The sequence below is a fragment of the Microbispora cellulosiformans genome (assembly GCF_008728085.1).
GTDB classification, from domain to species: Bacteria; Actinomycetota; Actinomycetes; order Streptosporangiales; family Streptosporangiaceae; genus Microbispora; species Microbispora amethystogenes.
On the sequence record NZ_VYTZ01000005.1, the window covers coordinates 630,752 to 646,337 of the forward strand.

A 15,586-nucleotide genomic window follows, 5' to 3' on the forward strand; every position below is an offset into this window, starting at 1 on the left:
CCTCGGGAAAGGGACCACGCGCGTGCGGCTGCCCCGGCGCATCCCGGCCGCGAGGGGAAGGCGGGCACTCGCGGGAGCCCTGCTCGCCGTCGCGGCCGTCGCGTGCGGTGGGAGCGCGCCTCCGTCGCGCGGCAGCGCGTCTCCGGCGACCGCCGCCGGGGCGGTGTCGTGCGCCGTGCCCGACGCCCGGCCCACGGTCAGGTTCCTGGACGCCGACACCGGCGTGGCGAACCGGGCCGCCGGGGGCGGCTGCACCGTCAACGACCTCGTCGACGACGAGCGCGCGTGGCCGGACCACGGCGCGTTCACCGCGCATGTGGACGAGGTCGCCCGGCGGCTCAGCCGCTCGGGGGTGATCAGCGAACCGGAGCGCGCGGCGCTCACGCGCACCGCGGACCGGTCCGGCATCGGGCGGCCGGACGGACCCAGGCCGTACCGGTGGATCTTCGACGGCACGCGGGCGTCGTTCGGCGACTGGGGCTACGTCGGCGACCGGGGCTTCGCGCTGCGCGACGACGGGACCGTGGTGACCGTGGCCACGCCCGCGGGCGGCGGGCTCGGCCTGCTCTGGTACCGGCCGGAGCGGTTCGGCGACTTCTCGCTGCGTCTCCGGTTCCGGGACGAGCGGGCCGGGGGTGCCGACGCGCGGTCGAACGGCGGTGTGTTCGTACGGTTCCCCGGGGTGGACCCCGCCGCCCATCCGGAGTGCGGCACCGGCGACCCCGCCTGGGTCGCGGTCAACTGCGGCCACGAGATCCAGATCAACGACACCCCCGAGGGCGGCGCCGGCGACCCCAGCAAGACCGGGTCCGTCTACGGGTTCGCCGACCTCGGCCTCGCCCGGGCCCGCCCGACCGCCAAGGGCGTCTGGAACGACCTGGAGATCCGCGTGGTCGGGCAGCACTACACGGTGATCCGCGACGGCGAGGTCGTCAACGAGTTCGACAACGTCCCCGGCCTCCCGTTCCCCGGGCGCCCGGCGGACCCCGGAACGAGCGGCCGCCAGTTCGCCCGAGGCCACATCGGGCTGCAGAACCACGACGGCGGGTCTGTCATCGCGTTCCGCGACATCCGCGTACGCGACCTGGGCCGGTAGGCGGAGCGAGGCGGCGGGCCAGGGTCGGCTCTTCGGCTTCGCGCAGGTGTATCCGGACGAGCGGTCCGGCTCCAGGGTCACCTATGCGTCGCCCTCCATCCGGCCCATGAGCGCGAAGCCCAGCCCGATGCCGGTGAAGGCGGCGACCACGATCTTCATGCCCGCCCGGCCCGCCGGACGCGGCCTGAGCAACCGGAACGGCACGAGGAAGGCCAGCACGCCGATGACCACCGCCGTGATCACGACGGCCACGAGGGACGCACCGTCGCCGAGGCCCAGGTAACCGAGGAAACCCCAGTAACTCGCCCCGCACCACAGCGCCCCCGCGCTCGCGGCGGCCCAGGGGCGCTCCCGTACGGCCCGGGCCAGGCGGAGGAGGCTGCCGCGGGTCGCCTTGTCGAGCAGCCAGAGGACCGCCACGGCGATGCCGGCGAGCAGCGCGCCCACGATGATCAGCAGGACCAGCGTTCCCACCAGGCGGCCGAACATGGTCGCCTGGTCGATGCCCGCCTGCTCACGGGGCCGCCTTGGGAGACGACGACCGTCAGGCCAGGAGGGCGCGCCAGCGGTCGGCCGACTCCATCATGTCCAGGCTGACCCGCTCCAGGAACGCCCCTCCCCTGGCCAGCCGCTGCCCCACGGGCCCGTCGAGCCCGACCGTCTCCGCCGCCGCCATCGAGACCCGGGCCGCCTCCAGCGTCTGCCGCGTGCTGGTCACGATCGAGTGGTACCACGCCTCGTTGTCGACCACGTAGACGTCGCGACGCCGCCGCGGATCGCGCTCACGCCGGACGAACCCGTGCTGGACCAGGTAGTTCACGGACATGGAGACGGAGGCCGGGCTGACCTTCAGCCTGCGGGTCAGCTCGGCCGCGGTGCGCCTGCCGTTCTCGGACAGCAGCAGGTCGAGGTGCACGCGCGCGATCATCCTGGGGAGGCCCGTCCTGACCGCCATCTCGATGATCTCCTCTTCCATCGAACCAGGCGGCGGCCCGGCCGCGGGTGAGGGAGCCGGCGCGTCACGCCGTGCCCGCCGGACCGTCGCCTGGTGCGCCTGCTGGGGCCGGTAGCCGCCGGGTCCGCCGTTGCGCCCGATCTCCCGGCTGATCGTCGAGGTCGGCCGGCCGAGCCGCCGGGCGATCTCGGCGTAGGAGAGCCCGTCGGCGAGGCCGGCCGCGATGCGCTGGCGGTCCTGCTGGGTCAGTCGTCCTCCTGGCATGCCGCCAGTATTGCCTTCGCCGTCATTCATTGCAACGCTTCATTGCGTTCGCGCTCAGCACCATTGCATCAATTTATCCCTAGCTAGCTGGGCAAACACACTTTTCCTCATTGACGTTTTGTACGAACGCAACGTAGCTTTCGACATACACCGAAACACGTACTATCGCGAAATGAGGAACGGCGATGGGTGACTCCCTCCACACCGTCACGACGCTGCCGACGGCCCGGCGGTCCGGCTGCCCCTTCGACCCGCCCGAGGAGCTGATCCAGGCTCGCGAGCACGGCCCGATCAGCCGGTTCCCCTTCCCCGACGGGCACCAGGGCTGGCTGGTCACCGGATACGACCTGGTCCGATCGGTTCTCGCCGACTCGCGGTTCAGCTCGCGCAGGGAGCTCATGCGCCACCACCCGCTGGTCGACTACGGGGACGTCGAGGTGCCACCGGCGCCGCCCGGCGAGTTCCTCCTCATGGACGATCCGCGGCACAGCCGCTACCGCAAGCCGCTGGTGGGCAGGTTCACCGTGCGGCGGATGCGGCAGCTCACCGAGCGCGTCGAGCAGATCACCGCCGACCACCTGGACGCCATGGAGAAGGCCGGGCCGCCGGCCGACCTGGTGACCGCGTTCGCCAAGCCCATCCCCTCCGTCGTGATCTGTGAGCTGCTGGGGGTGCCGTACGAGGACCGGGGCTCCTTCCAGGAGCACATCGACAAGTTCCTCGGCGGCGAGGCCGGCGACGAGGAAGTGCTGACGGCCTACACCGCGACCCAGCGGTATCTCGCGGAACTGGTAGCGGCCAAGCGCGCGAACCCCACCGACGACGTGCTCAGCGACCTCACCGACAGCGACCTGACCGACGAGGAACTGCGGGGAATGGCCCTGATCCTGCTGGCGGCGGGATTCGACACCACCGCGAACATGCTGGCGCTGGGCACCTTCGCACTGCTGAGCCACCCGGCGCAGCTGGCCGCGTGGCGGGCCGATCCCGCGCTCACCGACCGGGCCGTGGAGGAGCTGCTGCGGTATCTCACCGTCGCCAAGACGTTCATGCGCACGGCGCTGGAGGACGTGGAGCTGGGCGGCCAGACCGTCGAGGCCGGTACGACCGTCATCCTGTCGTACCACACCGCCAACCGCGACCCCGAGCGCTTCGCCGACCCCCACGTGCTCGACCTCGGCCGGGAGAACGGAGGGCACCTGTCCTTCGGCCACGGCATCCACCAGTGCCTGGGGCAGCAGCTCGCCCGCGTCGAGATGCGGGTCGCGCTGCCCGCGCTGATCGATCGATTCCCCACGCTGCGCCTCGCCGTACCGGCCGGGGAGGTCGGCCTGCGCCCCGAGACCGCCGACATCTTCGGGGTCAAGAACCTGCCCGTCACCTGGGACGCGTGATCCGGGCGAGTCCTTCGCCGCGCCGTCCGCCGCCCAGCCGGAATATTCCGTTACACCCTACTGATTGACTGGGGAGAACCGTTCGCACCGGAGGAGCGCCAGGTGAGCAGCATCATCCTTCCCGAGGACCCGTTCCACCGCAGGCTGCATCACGTGGCGCCGGCCGGCCTGACGACCGAGACCGCACAGACGGGCGGCATGACCCGGCGCGCCGCCGTCAGCGGCGCCACCGTCGGTTCGAGCCGCCTGTGGATGGGTCAGACGCACGTGGCCCCGGGAACGGTCTCGGCGAACCACCACCACGGCGACTCCGAGACCGCCATCTACGTGGTCAGCGGCACCCCGTCGTTCGTGTTCCTCGACGTCGACGCCGAGGAGCCGCGGGAGGTGCGGATCGACACGAAGCCGGGAGACTACATCTTCGTGCCTCCGTTCGTGCCCCACCGGGAGGAGAACCCGGACCCCGGCCTGGAGGCCGTCGTCGTCATCGCCCGGAGCACCCAGGAGGCCATCGTGGTCAACCTGCCCGAGCTGAGATGGACCGGCCCGGTCCGGACGACGGCCTGACCGGCGCCGGCGGCGCACCGCAGGCCGCGTCAGGTCGCTCCGCTCGCCGCTCCGAAGACGTCCGGGGCGGCGGCGAGCGCGCGAGCGACTTCGATCACGGTCTCACGGCGCCGGGCGAAGGCGGCCTGGTCGGTCTCCTCGTCCAGGACGAGGCGGCACATCCGGGGCACCGCGAAGTTCCAGGCGATCAGCCCCATGAGAGTGAACAGCAGGTCCTGGGCGGCGCGGACCCGCGCACGCTCGGGAAGGTGGGGGGCGACGCCCTCGTCCGTGAGATGGCGCACCTTCTCGCGGAAGCCGTCACGGCGTTCCCGCTCGCTCTCGGCGGGTCCGTCGCACATCTCCAGCGCCTCCCAGAGCAGCAGCCTGATCAGCTCCGGGTGCTCGCGGTACCAGTCGAAGATCTGCCCCACCGACTCGGCCACCGCGTCGGGGTCTATGGAGACGGAGACGCGGACCTCCTCCAGCTTCGCCCGCAGGACGGCCGCGAACAGCTTCTCCTTGCCGCCGTAGTACAGGTAGATGGCCTGCTTGTTGGCCTTGGCGGCCGTCGCGATCCGGTCGACCCTGGCCCCCGCCAGGCCGTGCTCGGCGAACTCGGCGGCGGCGGCGTCGAAGATCCGTCGTCTGGTCTGCTCCGCGTCGTAGGCCATGGACGGATTAAACCATCCGGTTGACTCCTCTCCCCACAGACGGCAGGATCGAGCCCGGAAGTAAAACAACCAGATGGTTTATTTCATCGGAGGCTCCCCGTGACCACCGCGACTCCCATCCCCGTTCGACCGCCGTTGCCGAGCGCCCTTTCCGGTAAGACCGCCGTCCTCATCGGCGGCAGCTCGGGCATCGGACTGGCGGCGGGCGTCCTGCTGCGTTCGGTCGGCGCCCGCGTCGTGCTGGTCGGCCGCGACCCCGACCGGCTGAAGGCCGCCGTCGCCCGGGTGCGGAGCGCGGGCCCGGCCGAGGATCCCGGCGACGCCGTGCTGGCCGTCGCGGGCGACGCGGGAGACGAGCGGACGCTCGCCGAGGCCTTCGACAGGGCAGGTCACGCCGACCACGCGCTCGTCACCGCGGGTGGTCTCAGCGGCGCCGGCCCCCTGACCGGCCTGTCGGCCGACGACATCCGTACGACCCTCGGCGCCCGCCTCTGGCCGGCCTTCGCCGTCGCCCGCGCGGCGGCGGAGCGGCTTCCGGCGGGCGGCTCGCTCACGTTCAGCTCAGGGATCCTCGTGCTCCGCCCCGCCCCCGGGCTGAGCGCCCCGCTGTCGGTCGCCGGCGCCGTGGAGACCCTCACCAAGGCCCTCGCCGTGGAGCTCGCCCCCGCACGGCTGCGCGTGAACACCGTCCGCTTCGGCCGGATCGACACTCCACTCATCCGCTCGATGCCCGGACTGGACTCCGATGCCGCCGTCGCCGCCGCGGGGTCCACCGCTCCCCTGGGCCGCATCGGCACGGCCGAGGAGGCGGCCGCCGCGGCCCTCTTCCTCATGGCCAACAACTACGTCACCGGCCAGGTCGTCACCGTCGACGGCGGCGAGTCCCTCACCTGACCGGCCCCACGCCGGGACCGGCCCGCGCGTACGACCGCGTCTCGCGTACGACGGCCTCCTCGCGGACCCCGGCGGACGTGGAAGACCCCCGGCCGGAAGGCGTCCGGCCGGGGGTCTCTCCTCAGCGAGGCGTCAGAAGGTGGGGTAGATGTCGTAGGTCCCGCCGCCGACGCCGTAGTAGTTGGAGCCGGTGGCCCAAATGCTGTCGTTGATCAGCGGCTTGTAGAGGAACGGCTGCCCGGTGGAGAGGTTGAACCCGCACTCCCACAGGCCGGCCGCGGTGTTGACGCAGTTCTGCCCGCTGGTCCAGCTCAGCGGCGAGTCGCCGCGGAGGGTGATGGTGTTGCCCGCGCCGGGGTTGTAGTGGACGCGGATCGTGGTGTTGTAGGTGGAGGTCGCCTGGATCCGGCCACCGAGCGAGGTGCGCACCGACGCTCCGCCGGAGGACGTGGCGGTCAGGACGCCCCCGAAGAGGCTGATCGCCGAGCTCACCTGGTGCAGGGTGACGGTGACCTGCGCGGTGCCGTTCGCGGGCACCGTCACGGTGCTCGCGCTCAGGGTGAACAGGCCCGCCGGCGCGGCCGTCGTCCCGGCCGCGTCGGTCGCGGACACGGCCAGGTTCAGCGACACCGCGGAGGCCGTGTCGTTGGTGTAGGTCACGGTCTGCGTGGCGGTGGGCTGGGCGGAGGTGACCGACAGCGCGGCGCTCGGCGGGTTGGCGGTGAGCGACTGGCTGACCGCCCGGGCCGCGTCGACCCGGCCGGTGCCGTACGTGTAGGGGGTGGAGCCCGCGGCCGCCGCGGCGGTGCCCATCAGGGCGTCCTTCAGCCGCTGCGCGCCCCAGGCGGGGTGACGCTGCTTCACGAGCGCGGCCGTCCCGGCGACGTGCGGCGTCGCCATCGAGCACCCGCTCATCGTGCCGTAGCCGCCGCCGGGCACGGCCGCGGTGATGTCCACGCCGGGGCCGGTCATGTCGGGCTTCAGGCCCTGGTCGCCCACCGGACCGCGGCTGGAGAAGCTCGCCACGGTGTCGGTCAGGTCGACCGCCCCCACGGTCAGCGCCTTGTCGGCGACGCCGATGGAGCTGATGGTGGACGTGCCGGGGCCGTAGTTGCCCGAGCAGACCACGAACAGCGCGTTGTACTCCGAGGTCAGGCTGTTGATCGCCGTCGCGATCGGGTGGTCGGCGTAGCCCGGGCCGCTCTGGATGCTCATGCTGACGATCTTGGCGCCCTGCTGGCCGACCGCCCAGTTCATCCCGTCGATGATCCAGGAGTCGTAGCCCCAGTTCTCGTCGCTGAGGACCTTGCCGACGACCAGGCTCGCACCGGGGGCGACCCCCTTGTACTGGCCCCCGGAGGCGGCGCCGGTCCCGGCGACGGTCGAGGCGGTGTGCGTGCCGTGCGAGTTGCCGTCCTCGACGCCGTTGGCGTTGCCGGTGAAGTCCGCGGAGGCGACGACCTTGCTGACGAGGTCGGGGTGGTCGGTGTCGTAGCCGCTGTCCAGCACCGCGACCTTGACGCCGGTGCCGTCGTACCCGCTCGCCCACGCGGTCGGCGCGCCGATGTGCGGGACGCTCTGGTCGAGCCCGGCCGTCACCCTGCCGTCCAGCCACAGCTTGGTGACGCCGCCCTGCAGGCCGGTGGGCTTGGCGGAGCCGCCGGTGAGGCCGCGCCAGGCGCCGGGCGCGTCCTTCTTCCCAATGGCGAGCGCGCTGATGCCCAGCCGGGGGAAGGCGCGCCGGCTCTTGGCCGCCCCGCCGAACGCGGCACGGGCCCGGTCGGCGTTCTCGGTGGTCGTGCTCTTGTCATAGGTGGTCATGACCGGGATCGACTGGCTGCGCGCGTCGTCGTAGCCGTCCGCGATCAGGGTGCCCACCTCGAAGAGGTCGGGGTCGAGGCGGCCGGCCCGGACGAGGGAGGCCGCGTCCGACGGGACCACCGACACCTGGTCGCCGCGGTCGGTGACGTCGAAGGTGATGCCCGTACGCCCCTCTCCCGGCTCGGCCGACAGGACGCGCAGGTCGCGGCCTTCCAGGCGCGCCCGCACCGTGTCGCCGGTGACGAGGGTCACGGTGTGGTCGCCTGCCTGGGACGCCGCGGCGGCTCCCGTCGCCGCGGAGGTTCCGGTGGGGACCGCACTGGAGAGGGCCGGAGGGGAGGCTGCCTGTGCCGCGGTGGACACGGCGGGCAGGCCGAGGAGGGCGGCCGTCGTGAGGGCGACGGCCACGGATGAACTTCGCAAGGGTTGTCTCCCGGTTGCTGCGAGTTGATCAATGCGGCATCAGGCTAGGCTTCCCCGGGCTTAATGGGAATTGTGCGGAATTCGTGTATTTGAGCTGACTCCGTGATCAAAAAATCGGCGTGTCGCACGCTGGTGAAAGCGGTTTCAGTAGCCACAAGCCGGGCCGCGCGACGAGATCAGCGGTGGTCTGCTCGCCTGTGGCTTCGATCACGCCCGCCGGCATTGTTTTCCCCGTCGCCCCTGGTGTACGGGCCGACCGCCTTTCCGGACCCTCTTATCCGACGGCGCGCCGCATTCGGATTTCGGCTGCCCGAACTTCACGTGAAAGCGGCGTAACAGAGTTTTCGTTCGTTGAAGTCTTGGCTACTTCGCGGCCGGGCCGCCGACGTGGTATGGAGCCGTGGGCGCGCCGGAGGTTTCCCCGTATGACATCCGGGAGAACGCACCGTTTCGCACAGACGGAAAGGGTGGCCGTAAACGACTTCCGGGCGCCGCGCATCGGCCGGTCGTCCTGGAGGTCCATTGACCGGTTGTTGACAAAAAGTTAGATTACGTCGGCAGATTCGGGGGGCCGGGTATCTGAAGGGAGACCGTCCTCATGCTGCGACGAGTCCTGATCTCCGCCGCGGCCGCGGTGTCGCTCCTCGTCCTGGGTGTCCCGCCGGCGGCCCACGCCGCGGACGGCATCCGGACTCCGTCGAAACCCTCCTACACCGTCACCCTGAGCAGCAACGCCTCGGGCACCACCTGGACGGGCCACGAGAGCGTCACCTTCACCAACGCGTCCGCCGACCCCCTGACGGAGGTCTACCTCCGGTTGTGGGACAACGCCCACGGCGCGTGCCCGTCCACTCCGATCACGGTGACCAACGTGACCGGGGGCACGGCGTCCGCCCTCTCCGTCGGCTGCACCGCGATGAAGATCGCGCTGCCCGCCGCGCTCGCCCAGAACCAGAGCGCCTCGGTCGGCTTCGACCTGAGCATCGTGGTGCCCAGCGGCGCCGACCGGTTCGGCCGCGACGGGTCGTACAACTTCGTCGGGAACGCGCTGCCGGTCCTGGCGGTCCGCGACGCGAGCGGATGGCACCTTGACCCCTACACGAACAACGGGGAGTCCTTTTACGCGCTCATCGGCGACTTCGACGTCACGCTCGACCATCCGACATCGCTGCTCGTGCCCGCCACCGGCACGTCCGTCGACACGCCGGGCGCCTCCGGCCGTACGGTCACCAGGGCCACCGCGAAGAACGTCCGCGAGTTCGCGTGGGGGGCCGGGCCGTTCACGAAGACCACGGGCACCACGACCACCGGCGTCACGGTGAACGTCTACCGGGTGAGCTCGATCAGTTCGAGCAGCGCGAACTCGATGATGACCACCGCCAAGAACGCCCTGGTCGCCCATGCCGGGCGGTTCGGCGCCTTCCCGTACGCCGAGGTGGACGTGGTGCTGGACAACAACTTCTGGTTCGGCGGCATGGAGTATCCCGGTTTCGTGCTCGACGTGGTCAGCTCCACGGCGCTCGCCCATGAACTGGCCCACCAGTGGTGGTACGGCATCGTCGGCGACGACGAGTACACCAGCCCGTGGCTGGACGAGTCGTTCGCCGACTATGCCACCGACCTCTACAACGGCCTCTCCGGCACCAACTGCTGGAACGGCGTCTCCTGGCAGTCGTCCGCCGAGAAGATCACCAACTCGATGGCCTACTGGGACGCCCACCCGAGCCGGTATTCGACGGTCGTCTACGGCTACGGCAAGTGCGCGCTGCACGACCTGCGGCGCACGATCGGCACGACGGCCATGGAGAACCTCCTGAGGAACTACGCCGCCGCCCACTGGTACGGGATCTCGACGACCGCAGACTTCAAGGTCGCGGCCCAGGCCGCGACCTCGGTCAGCCTGTCGTCGTTCTGGACCACGCACCGCATCGACGGCTGACGGCCGAGACGAATCGCGACCGGCCGGGCCGCCCGGCCGGTCGCGCCCGGTCGGCGCCGTCCCGGTCCCCCGGGCCGCCGAGACGGGGCGCCGCGAGCTGCCGGACCCGTTCGGCCGCCTCGACGGCCCGGTCGCCGGCCTGCCGGCCGCGCTCGTGCGCGAGCGGCATCCTCCGCCGCGTCACCTCGCCGCGCTCGTCCCGCCCCTCCAGCCCCACACCTCCGTCATTCCCGCCTTCGTCCCGAACGCGCGGCCCCGACTCACGTGCGGCGTGCTCGTCGCCCGGCGAGGCACCCGGCGGTTATCGCGGCCCACGCGACCGGGCCGGGGCGACGGCCCTCGCCCCGTCCACGACGTATTCGCGTACGCCGTTTTCCCCGTGCGCCTTTTTCCGTGCGCCTTTTTCCCGTACGGACGGCCCGGATCGTCGTTGAGGGCTCCCCTCATCCCCGCTTTCGGCTCACCAATTCTTCTCCCCCAAGCGCATTCCGATACGGCGATATTCGGATCGAGCGTAAGTCCTCGCAGGCAGAGCCATCGTCGCAGCCCAGAGGGCAGGCGGCCCTCGCATAATTCTCAGCCGCAATCCCCATATACGGCCGTCTTACTTTAAGCAATACCGCCGGTTCGCCCAATAGTCAATCCATTGATCGAACCCGGAAATCGTGAAATACCGGATTCGCCCCGATAGATACCCGGCAAGGAGGAAATCCTTCGTGAACCTCTCCCCCACCACCAGGACCACGGGACGCTTCGCCCGCCTGGCGACGGCGCTCGGCGCCGGCCTCGTCCTCGTGGCCGTCGCCGGCGCCCATCCGGCCGCCGCCCAGGACCCGGGCAAGGACACCACGACCCAGGCCATCGAGCCCGCCGGGGCGGTGCCCGGCGGCTTCGCCTCCTGGAAGGACCTCCTCGCGACCCAGGAGCGGCTCGTCCGCGCCGCGGACCGCATCACCGCCGCCGTCGCGCAGGAGCGGAACGGCGGCGGCTACGCCGGCATCGTGGTCGCCCCCGAGAACCACGAGCTGCGCCTGTACTGGAAGGGCCGCACCTCCCAGGCGATCGACGGGCTCGTCGGCCAGCTGCGCGGTGACGTCTCGGTGAGCGTCCTGCCCGCCCGGCACTCGGCGGCGGAGCTCACCGCCGCGATGGCCCGGATCGCCAAGAGGGCCGGCAGCGCGATCACGTCCATCGCGCCCCGCGTGGACGGCTCCGGCCTCACCGTCACCGGCCTCGACGCCTCCAGGGCCCGCTCGGCGGCGTCGGGCGAGACCGTGCCGATCAGCGTGGAGACGGGCGTCCGCCCGCAGCTGACCACCCGTTGGAACGACTCCCCGCCCTGGTACGGCGGCGGCGCGTGGCAGTCCCCCGGCGGAGGCTGCAGCACCGGCTTCGCGGTGACCTACGGCGGGTCGAGCAAGATCCTGTCGGCGGGTCACTGCGCCGCGCTGGGCAACACGGCCACCGACCCCACCGGTGAGGTGATCGGCAGCGTCACCCAGGACAACAACGGCCTCGACGTCCTGCTGATCAACACCAGTGCCGCGGGCCGGGTCTTCAACAACCCCGTCGGCAACGTGTCCACCGAGTACAACAACCCGGTCATCGGCACCACCAGCAGCTACGTCGGCATGTGGCTGTGCACCTCGGGCGCCTACTCCGGCACCAACTGCACGATCCAGGTCCAGCAGACGGGCGTGACCATCAACGTCGGCTACCTGATCACGGGCACCGTCCGCGCCGAGCAGACCGCCCACCTCAACGCCGTCGGGCAGGGCGACAGCGGCGGCTCGGTGGAGGTCGTCAACTCCGCCAACACCAGCCAGGTGTACGCGGCGGGCGTCAACACCGCCATCGACACCAGCACCGCCGTCACCTGCACCGGCTACGTGACCAGCGGCCGGACCTGCGCCTGGCGGATGTACTACTCGCCGTGGAGCAACGCGACCTCCGCGTTCCCCGGCATCGCGATCACGCTCGGCTGATCCCGGCCATCGGCCCGGCTTCAGGCGGGCGGGGCGGGACCCGGCGCGCACGGCGGGTCCCGCCCGTCACCGTCACCATCGCCCGCACCCTCACCGGAGAGGGTGCGGGCCGTGGTGGTTCCCACCGACAGGAAGGGCCACAGATGAACCGGCACGAGCAGGACGATCCGGTTGCCGGAGCGGCCGTGGCGGGCCGGGGCGACACCCCGCCCCCGCGACGCCGGGCGAAGACCGCAGGCCGGATCGGAGCGGCGCTGCTCGGGGCGCTGACCGCGGGATGCCTGCTCACCACGGCGGCCTGCGCGTCGCCGGCCTCCGGTGAGGGCGGCGGCCCCGCGGCCCCGAGCGAGGCGAGCGGCACCTCGGACGCGGCACCGCGCAGCGCGTACGCCAACGCACCCGCCAACGCATCGGGCAACACGTTGAGTGGCACACCGGGCGATCAGGTGAAGCTCGCCCGGACGGCGGACCGGATCGACGCGGCCCTGCGCCGGGACTTCCCCCGTCACTACGCGGGGATCGTGCTGGCCCCCTCGGGGCACCGGCTGATCGTCTACCGGCGCCCGTCGGCCCGTCTGGACGCCGCGCTGCGCAGGCGGTTCCCGGGGGCGCCGGTCCAGATCCGCGACGCCCCGCACGCGGCCCGCGAACTGGAGGCGCTGGCCGCCCGGGTGCGCCGCGACATCGGCTACTGGCGCCGGCGCGGGGTGTCGGTCACCTCCGTGGCCGTCCGTCCCGACGGCACCGCGGTGGAGGTCGGCGTCACCGGCGTGGCCCGGGCCTCCGCCGCGCTGCGGCGGCGGTACGGCTCCGCGCCGCTCACGGTCGTGGAGGCCGGGCCCACGCTCATCCCGGCGCGCTGAGGCCCGTGCGGTCCCGCCTCACGGGACCGCACGGGCCGGCCGGCCGCACGGGCACGGGGACGCGCGCCGGGTACGGCGGCGTCAGGGCTTGATCGCGACGCCGCCGTAGGCCCAGGCGTGCCCGCCCGGGATGTACTCGAAGCCGTCGTCCGGCCGCCACCGCACCACTTCGACCAGGCCCGGGTCGATCACCCGCCAGCCGTCGAAGAACGGCAGCACCTCGGCGAGCGTGCGGGGCACCATGGGGGCGGTGCTGTTGTCGTACGGCTTGGTGAACTCCTCCCGGTCCACCTTGGGGGCGAAGTCGAGCGTGATGTGCGACAGCAGCAGGTGGCTTCCCGGGGGAACCGCCTCCTTGAACCGCTCGACCAGCGCGTACGGCTCCTCGTCGTCGCGAATGAAGTGCAGGACCCCGGCCAGGATGACGCCGATAGGGCGGGTGAAGTCGATCACTTCCCGGACCTCCGGGTGGGACAGGATCGTCTCCGGCTCCCGCAGGTCGGCCTCGATCACCGTCGTCGCCCCGGCCACGCTGCCCCGCAGCAGCGCGCGGCCGTGGACCAGGACGATCGGATCGTTGTCGACGTACGCCACCCTGGCCTGCGGGTTGGCCTCCTGCGCGACCTCGTGGGTGTTGCCCTGGGTCGGGATGCCGGTCCCGATGTCGAGGAACTGGGTGATCCCCGCCTGCGCCGCGAGGTAGCCCACCGCCCGGCGCAGGAAGGCCCGGTGGGCGCGGACGCCCTCCCGCGTGCCCGGGGACGCCTTCAGGAGCTGCTCGGCGGCCTCACGGTCGGCCGCGAAGTTGTCCTTACCGCCCAGCAGATAGTCGTACACCCGCGCCGGATGGGGGATGCTCGTGTTTATCCGCGAGGCAGCCGACTCGTGGGCCGTCGAGTGGGACATGCGTGCTCCTTGCCGTCCCTCGCCGGGGGCTGGTCCCCCGGCGAGAAAGGTCACCGTGTAGGAATCAGGCGCGGGTCCATCGCTGGTTCGCGCCGCCGTTGCAGGACCAGATTGTCAGCTTGGTGCCGTTCGCGGTGGCGTTGTTGGGCACGTCCAGGCACTTGTTCGCGCCGACGGCGGTGATGGTGCCGTCCGCGTTGAAGCGCCACTGCTGGTTGTTCTGGCCGTTGCAATCCCAGATGATCACATTAGTGCCATCCGCCGTGCCCCGGTTGTACACGTCCAGGCACTTGTTGCCGTACACGCGCAGCTCGCCGGAGCTGGTCGAGGTCCACTGCTGGTTCGTCTGACCGTTGCAGTCCCAGATCTGCGCCTGCGTGCCGTTGGTCTGGGAGGCGACGTCCAGGCACCTGCCGGAACCCACCCCCTTGATCGCGCCGGTCGAGCCCGGAGGCGTCGGCGTGGCCGAGGGCGTGACGAGGCCCCCACCGGTCACGACGTACATGGCCGCCCCGTGCGCGGGCACGGACGCGCTGATCGTGCCCGTGGAGGAGCCGGTGCTGTGCGCCCACAGGTCACGGACCGAGTAGGAGGACGCGGCGCCGAGACCCAGGGCGGAGGTGGTGGTGGACACCGTCGCCGTCGAGGTGCCCCGGTTGAGCAGCACGACCGCGACGGATCCGTTCGACATCGGCTTGCGCCAGACCTCGAGGTTGCCGTTGTCGCTGATCTTGCTGCCCTGCCGGCCGCCCCAGTCCTGGTTCACGGCGATGACCTCGGTGTTGGTGAGGATCGTCCGGGTGTCGGCGCTCATCGTGCGAAGGTCGTTGCCCGCGATGAGCGGCGCGTTCAGCAGCGCCCACAGGCTGAAGTGCGCCCGGCCCTCGGTGCCGGTGATCGAGCCGTTGCCGACCTCCAGCATGTCGGGGTCGTTCCAGCCGCCCGGCCCCGCGTAGCCCTCGAGCCCGACCTGCTGGTCCAGGATGCCCATGACCGAGTTCCAGTTCGCCTGGATGTCGCCGGTGTTGCGCCAGGAGTTGCCGGTCTGCATGCCCCAGGTCCAGACGCTCTCCTGGCCCCAGTTGCACAGGCTGAAGAGGATCGGGCGTCCGGTCGCGGCCAGCGCGTCGCGCATCGCCTGGTACCGCTGCTGCCCGTTCTTGCCCTGGTGGTCGCCGCAGTTGTCGTACTTGAGGTAGTCGACGCCCCAGGACGCCCACAGGGCCGCGTCACGCCGCTCGTTGCCGAGGCTCGCCGGGTAGCCCGCACAGGTCGTGAGACCCGCCGACGAGTAGATGCCGAGCTTCAGGCCCTTGGAGTGGACGTAGTCGGCCACCGCCTTGATGCCGTTGGGGAACTTCTGCGGGTCCGGCACCAGGTCGCCGCTGGAGTTGCGGCTCTTGGTGGACCAGCAGTCGTCGATGTTCACGTACTGGTAGCCGGCCGCCGCCATGCCGCTCGACACCATGATGTCCGCGGTCTGCCGGATCAGGCTGTCGCTGACGTTGCAGCCGAAGCTGTTCCAGTCGTTCCAGCCCATCTGGGGCGTACGGGCGAGCCCGTTGTCCAGGGCCGCGGCCGGGGTCGTCGCACTGCCGATCGCGACCAGGGACCCGGCGGCGAGCGCCGCCGCCGTCGCCCAGCGGAGAATCCTGCCCATCTGACTGCTCCTCGACATCGTGTTCGTCAGGGGGTGGTGAGGTCGAACCGGTTGACGGTGACCGAGCCGCCCAGGGACTGGGTGGCGTAGTTGAAGATGCCGAAGCGGTAGCCCATGAAGAACTGCCAGGCGTTGCCCATCGTGAAGGCGGGGCCGAAGGAGGTGA

The 15,586-nt window shown here is 71.4% G+C and carries 13 protein-coding genes; 7 read left to right on the top strand and 6 right to left on the bottom strand.

Going from position 1 to position 15,586, the window contains the following annotated elements; genetic code table 11:
• The first annotated feature begins 22 nt into the window (after positions 1-22).
• Entirely contained in the window at positions 23-1,096 is a 1,074-nt protein-coding gene (locus F5972_RS17105) for a 3-keto-disaccharide hydrolase (protein WP_225311566.1), read from the top strand.
• 81 nt (positions 1,097-1,177) lie between these two features.
• Here the strand turns inward: F5972_RS17105 and F5972_RS17110 are convergent, their stop codons facing one another.
• Positions 1,178-1,570, bottom strand: coding sequence for a hypothetical protein (locus tag F5972_RS17110; protein ID WP_191910165.1), 393 nt, complete (start codon positions 1,568-1,570; stop codon positions 1,178-1,180).
• A gap of 70 nt (positions 1,571-1,640) precedes the next feature.
• Complete coding sequence (locus F5972_RS39385) at positions 1,641-2,315, bottom strand: MarR family transcriptional regulator (protein ID WP_150934453.1); 675 nt, start codon at positions 2,313-2,315, stop codon at positions 1,641-1,643.
• 185 nt (positions 2,316-2,500) lie between these two features.
• On the opposite strand from F5972_RS39385, the gene F5972_RS17120 reads away from it, so the two are divergent.
• Both F5972_RS17120 and F5972_RS17125 read left to right on the top strand, forming a co-directional pair.
• Positions 2,501-3,709, top strand: coding sequence for a cytochrome P450 (locus tag F5972_RS17120; protein ID WP_150934454.1), 1,209 nt, complete (start codon positions 2,501-2,503; stop codon positions 3,707-3,709).
• 102 nt (positions 3,710-3,811) lie between these two features.
• Entirely contained in the window at positions 3,812-4,276 is a 465-nt protein-coding gene (locus tag F5972_RS17125) for a cupin domain-containing protein (RefSeq protein WP_150934455.1), read from the top strand.
• A gap of 29 nt (positions 4,277-4,305) precedes the next feature.
• Here F5972_RS17125 and F5972_RS17130 read toward each other — a convergent pair whose 3' ends face one another.
• Positions 4,306-4,929 carry a TetR family transcriptional regulator gene (locus F5972_RS17130; RefSeq protein ID WP_150934456.1) on the bottom strand — a complete coding sequence of 208 codons (624 nt, stop codon included), beginning with the start codon at positions 4,927-4,929 and terminating at the stop codon, positions 4,306-4,308.
• A 99-nt stretch (positions 4,930-5,028) separates the two neighbouring features.
• On the opposite strand from F5972_RS17130, the gene F5972_RS17135 reads away from it, so the two are divergent.
• Positions 5,029-5,823, top strand: coding sequence for an SDR family oxidoreductase (locus F5972_RS17135; protein ID WP_150934457.1), 795 nt, complete (start codon positions 5,029-5,031; stop codon positions 5,821-5,823).
• 132 nt (positions 5,824-5,955) lie between these two features.
• Here the strand turns inward: F5972_RS17135 and F5972_RS17140 are convergent, their stop codons facing one another.
• Positions 5,956-8,067 (bottom strand): S8 family peptidase, encoded by a 2,112-nt coding sequence (locus F5972_RS17140; RefSeq protein ID WP_150934458.1) that lies wholly within the window; start codon positions 8,065-8,067, stop codon positions 5,956-5,958.
• Positions 8,068-8,665: 598 nt separating this feature from the next.
• Here F5972_RS17140 and F5972_RS17145 point away from each other — a divergent pair.
• The 3 genes from F5972_RS17145 (at position 8,666) to F5972_RS17155 (ending at position 12,854) form a co-directional block, all read left to right on the top strand.
• On the top strand, positions 8,666-10,006 hold the full coding sequence (locus tag F5972_RS17145; protein WP_150934459.1) for a M1 family metallopeptidase: 1,341 nt from the start codon (positions 8,666-8,668) through the stop codon (positions 10,004-10,006).
• 716 nt (positions 10,007-10,722) lie between these two features.
• Positions 10,723-11,991: a chymotrypsin family serine protease gene (locus tag F5972_RS17150; RefSeq protein WP_150934460.1), complete on the top strand. Its 1,269-nt coding sequence runs from the start codon at positions 10,723-10,725 to the stop codon at positions 11,989-11,991.
• Positions 11,992-12,134: 143 nt separating this feature from the next.
• Entirely contained in the window at positions 12,135-12,854 is a 720-nt protein-coding gene (locus tag F5972_RS17155; RefSeq protein ID WP_150934461.1) for a hypothetical protein, read from the top strand.
• An 81-nt stretch (positions 12,855-12,935) separates the two neighbouring features.
• Here F5972_RS17155 and F5972_RS17160 read toward each other — a convergent pair whose 3' ends face one another.
• The gene (locus tag F5972_RS17160) at positions 12,936-13,760 is read right to left on the bottom strand and encodes an SAM-dependent methyltransferase (RefSeq protein ID WP_150934462.1); all 825 of its coding nucleotides are present in this window, start codon (positions 13,758-13,760) and stop codon (positions 12,936-12,938) included.
• 64 nt (positions 13,761-13,824) lie between these two features.
• Positions 13,825-15,420 (bottom strand): lectin, encoded by a 1,596-nt coding sequence (locus F5972_RS17165; RefSeq protein WP_150934463.1) that lies wholly within the window; start codon positions 15,418-15,420, stop codon positions 13,825-13,827.
• Positions 15,421-15,586 lie beyond the last annotated feature (166 nt).

What these genes read in the sequence shown, in the direction of transcription:
- F5972_RS17155 (WP_150934461.1), top strand. Translation starts at nt 12,135, where the DNA reads ATGAACCGGCACGAGCAGGACGATCCGGTTGCCGGAGCGGCCGTGGCG.
- F5972_RS17120 (WP_150934454.1), top strand. Translation starts at nt 2,501, where the DNA reads ATGGGTGACTCCCTCCACACCGTCACGACGCTGCCGACGGCCCGGCGG.
- F5972_RS17160 (WP_150934462.1), bottom strand. Translation starts at nt 13,760, where the DNA reads ATGTCCCACTCGACGGCCCACGAGTCGGCTGCCTCGCGGATAAACACG.
- F5972_RS17145 (WP_150934459.1), top strand. Translation starts at nt 8,666, where the DNA reads ATGCTGCGACGAGTCCTGATCTCCGCCGCGGCCGCGGTGTCGCTCCTC.
- F5972_RS17130 (WP_150934456.1), bottom strand. Translation starts at nt 4,929, where the DNA reads ATGGCCTACGACGCGGAGCAGACCAGACGACGGATCTTCGACGCCGCC.
- F5972_RS17165 (WP_150934463.1), bottom strand. Translation starts at nt 15,420, where the DNA reads ATGGGCAGGATTCTCCGCTGGGCGACGGCGGCGGCGCTCGCCGCCGGG.
- F5972_RS39385 (WP_150934453.1), bottom strand. Translation starts at nt 2,315, where the DNA reads ATGCCAGGAGGACGACTGACCCAGCAGGACCGCCAGCGCATCGCGGCC.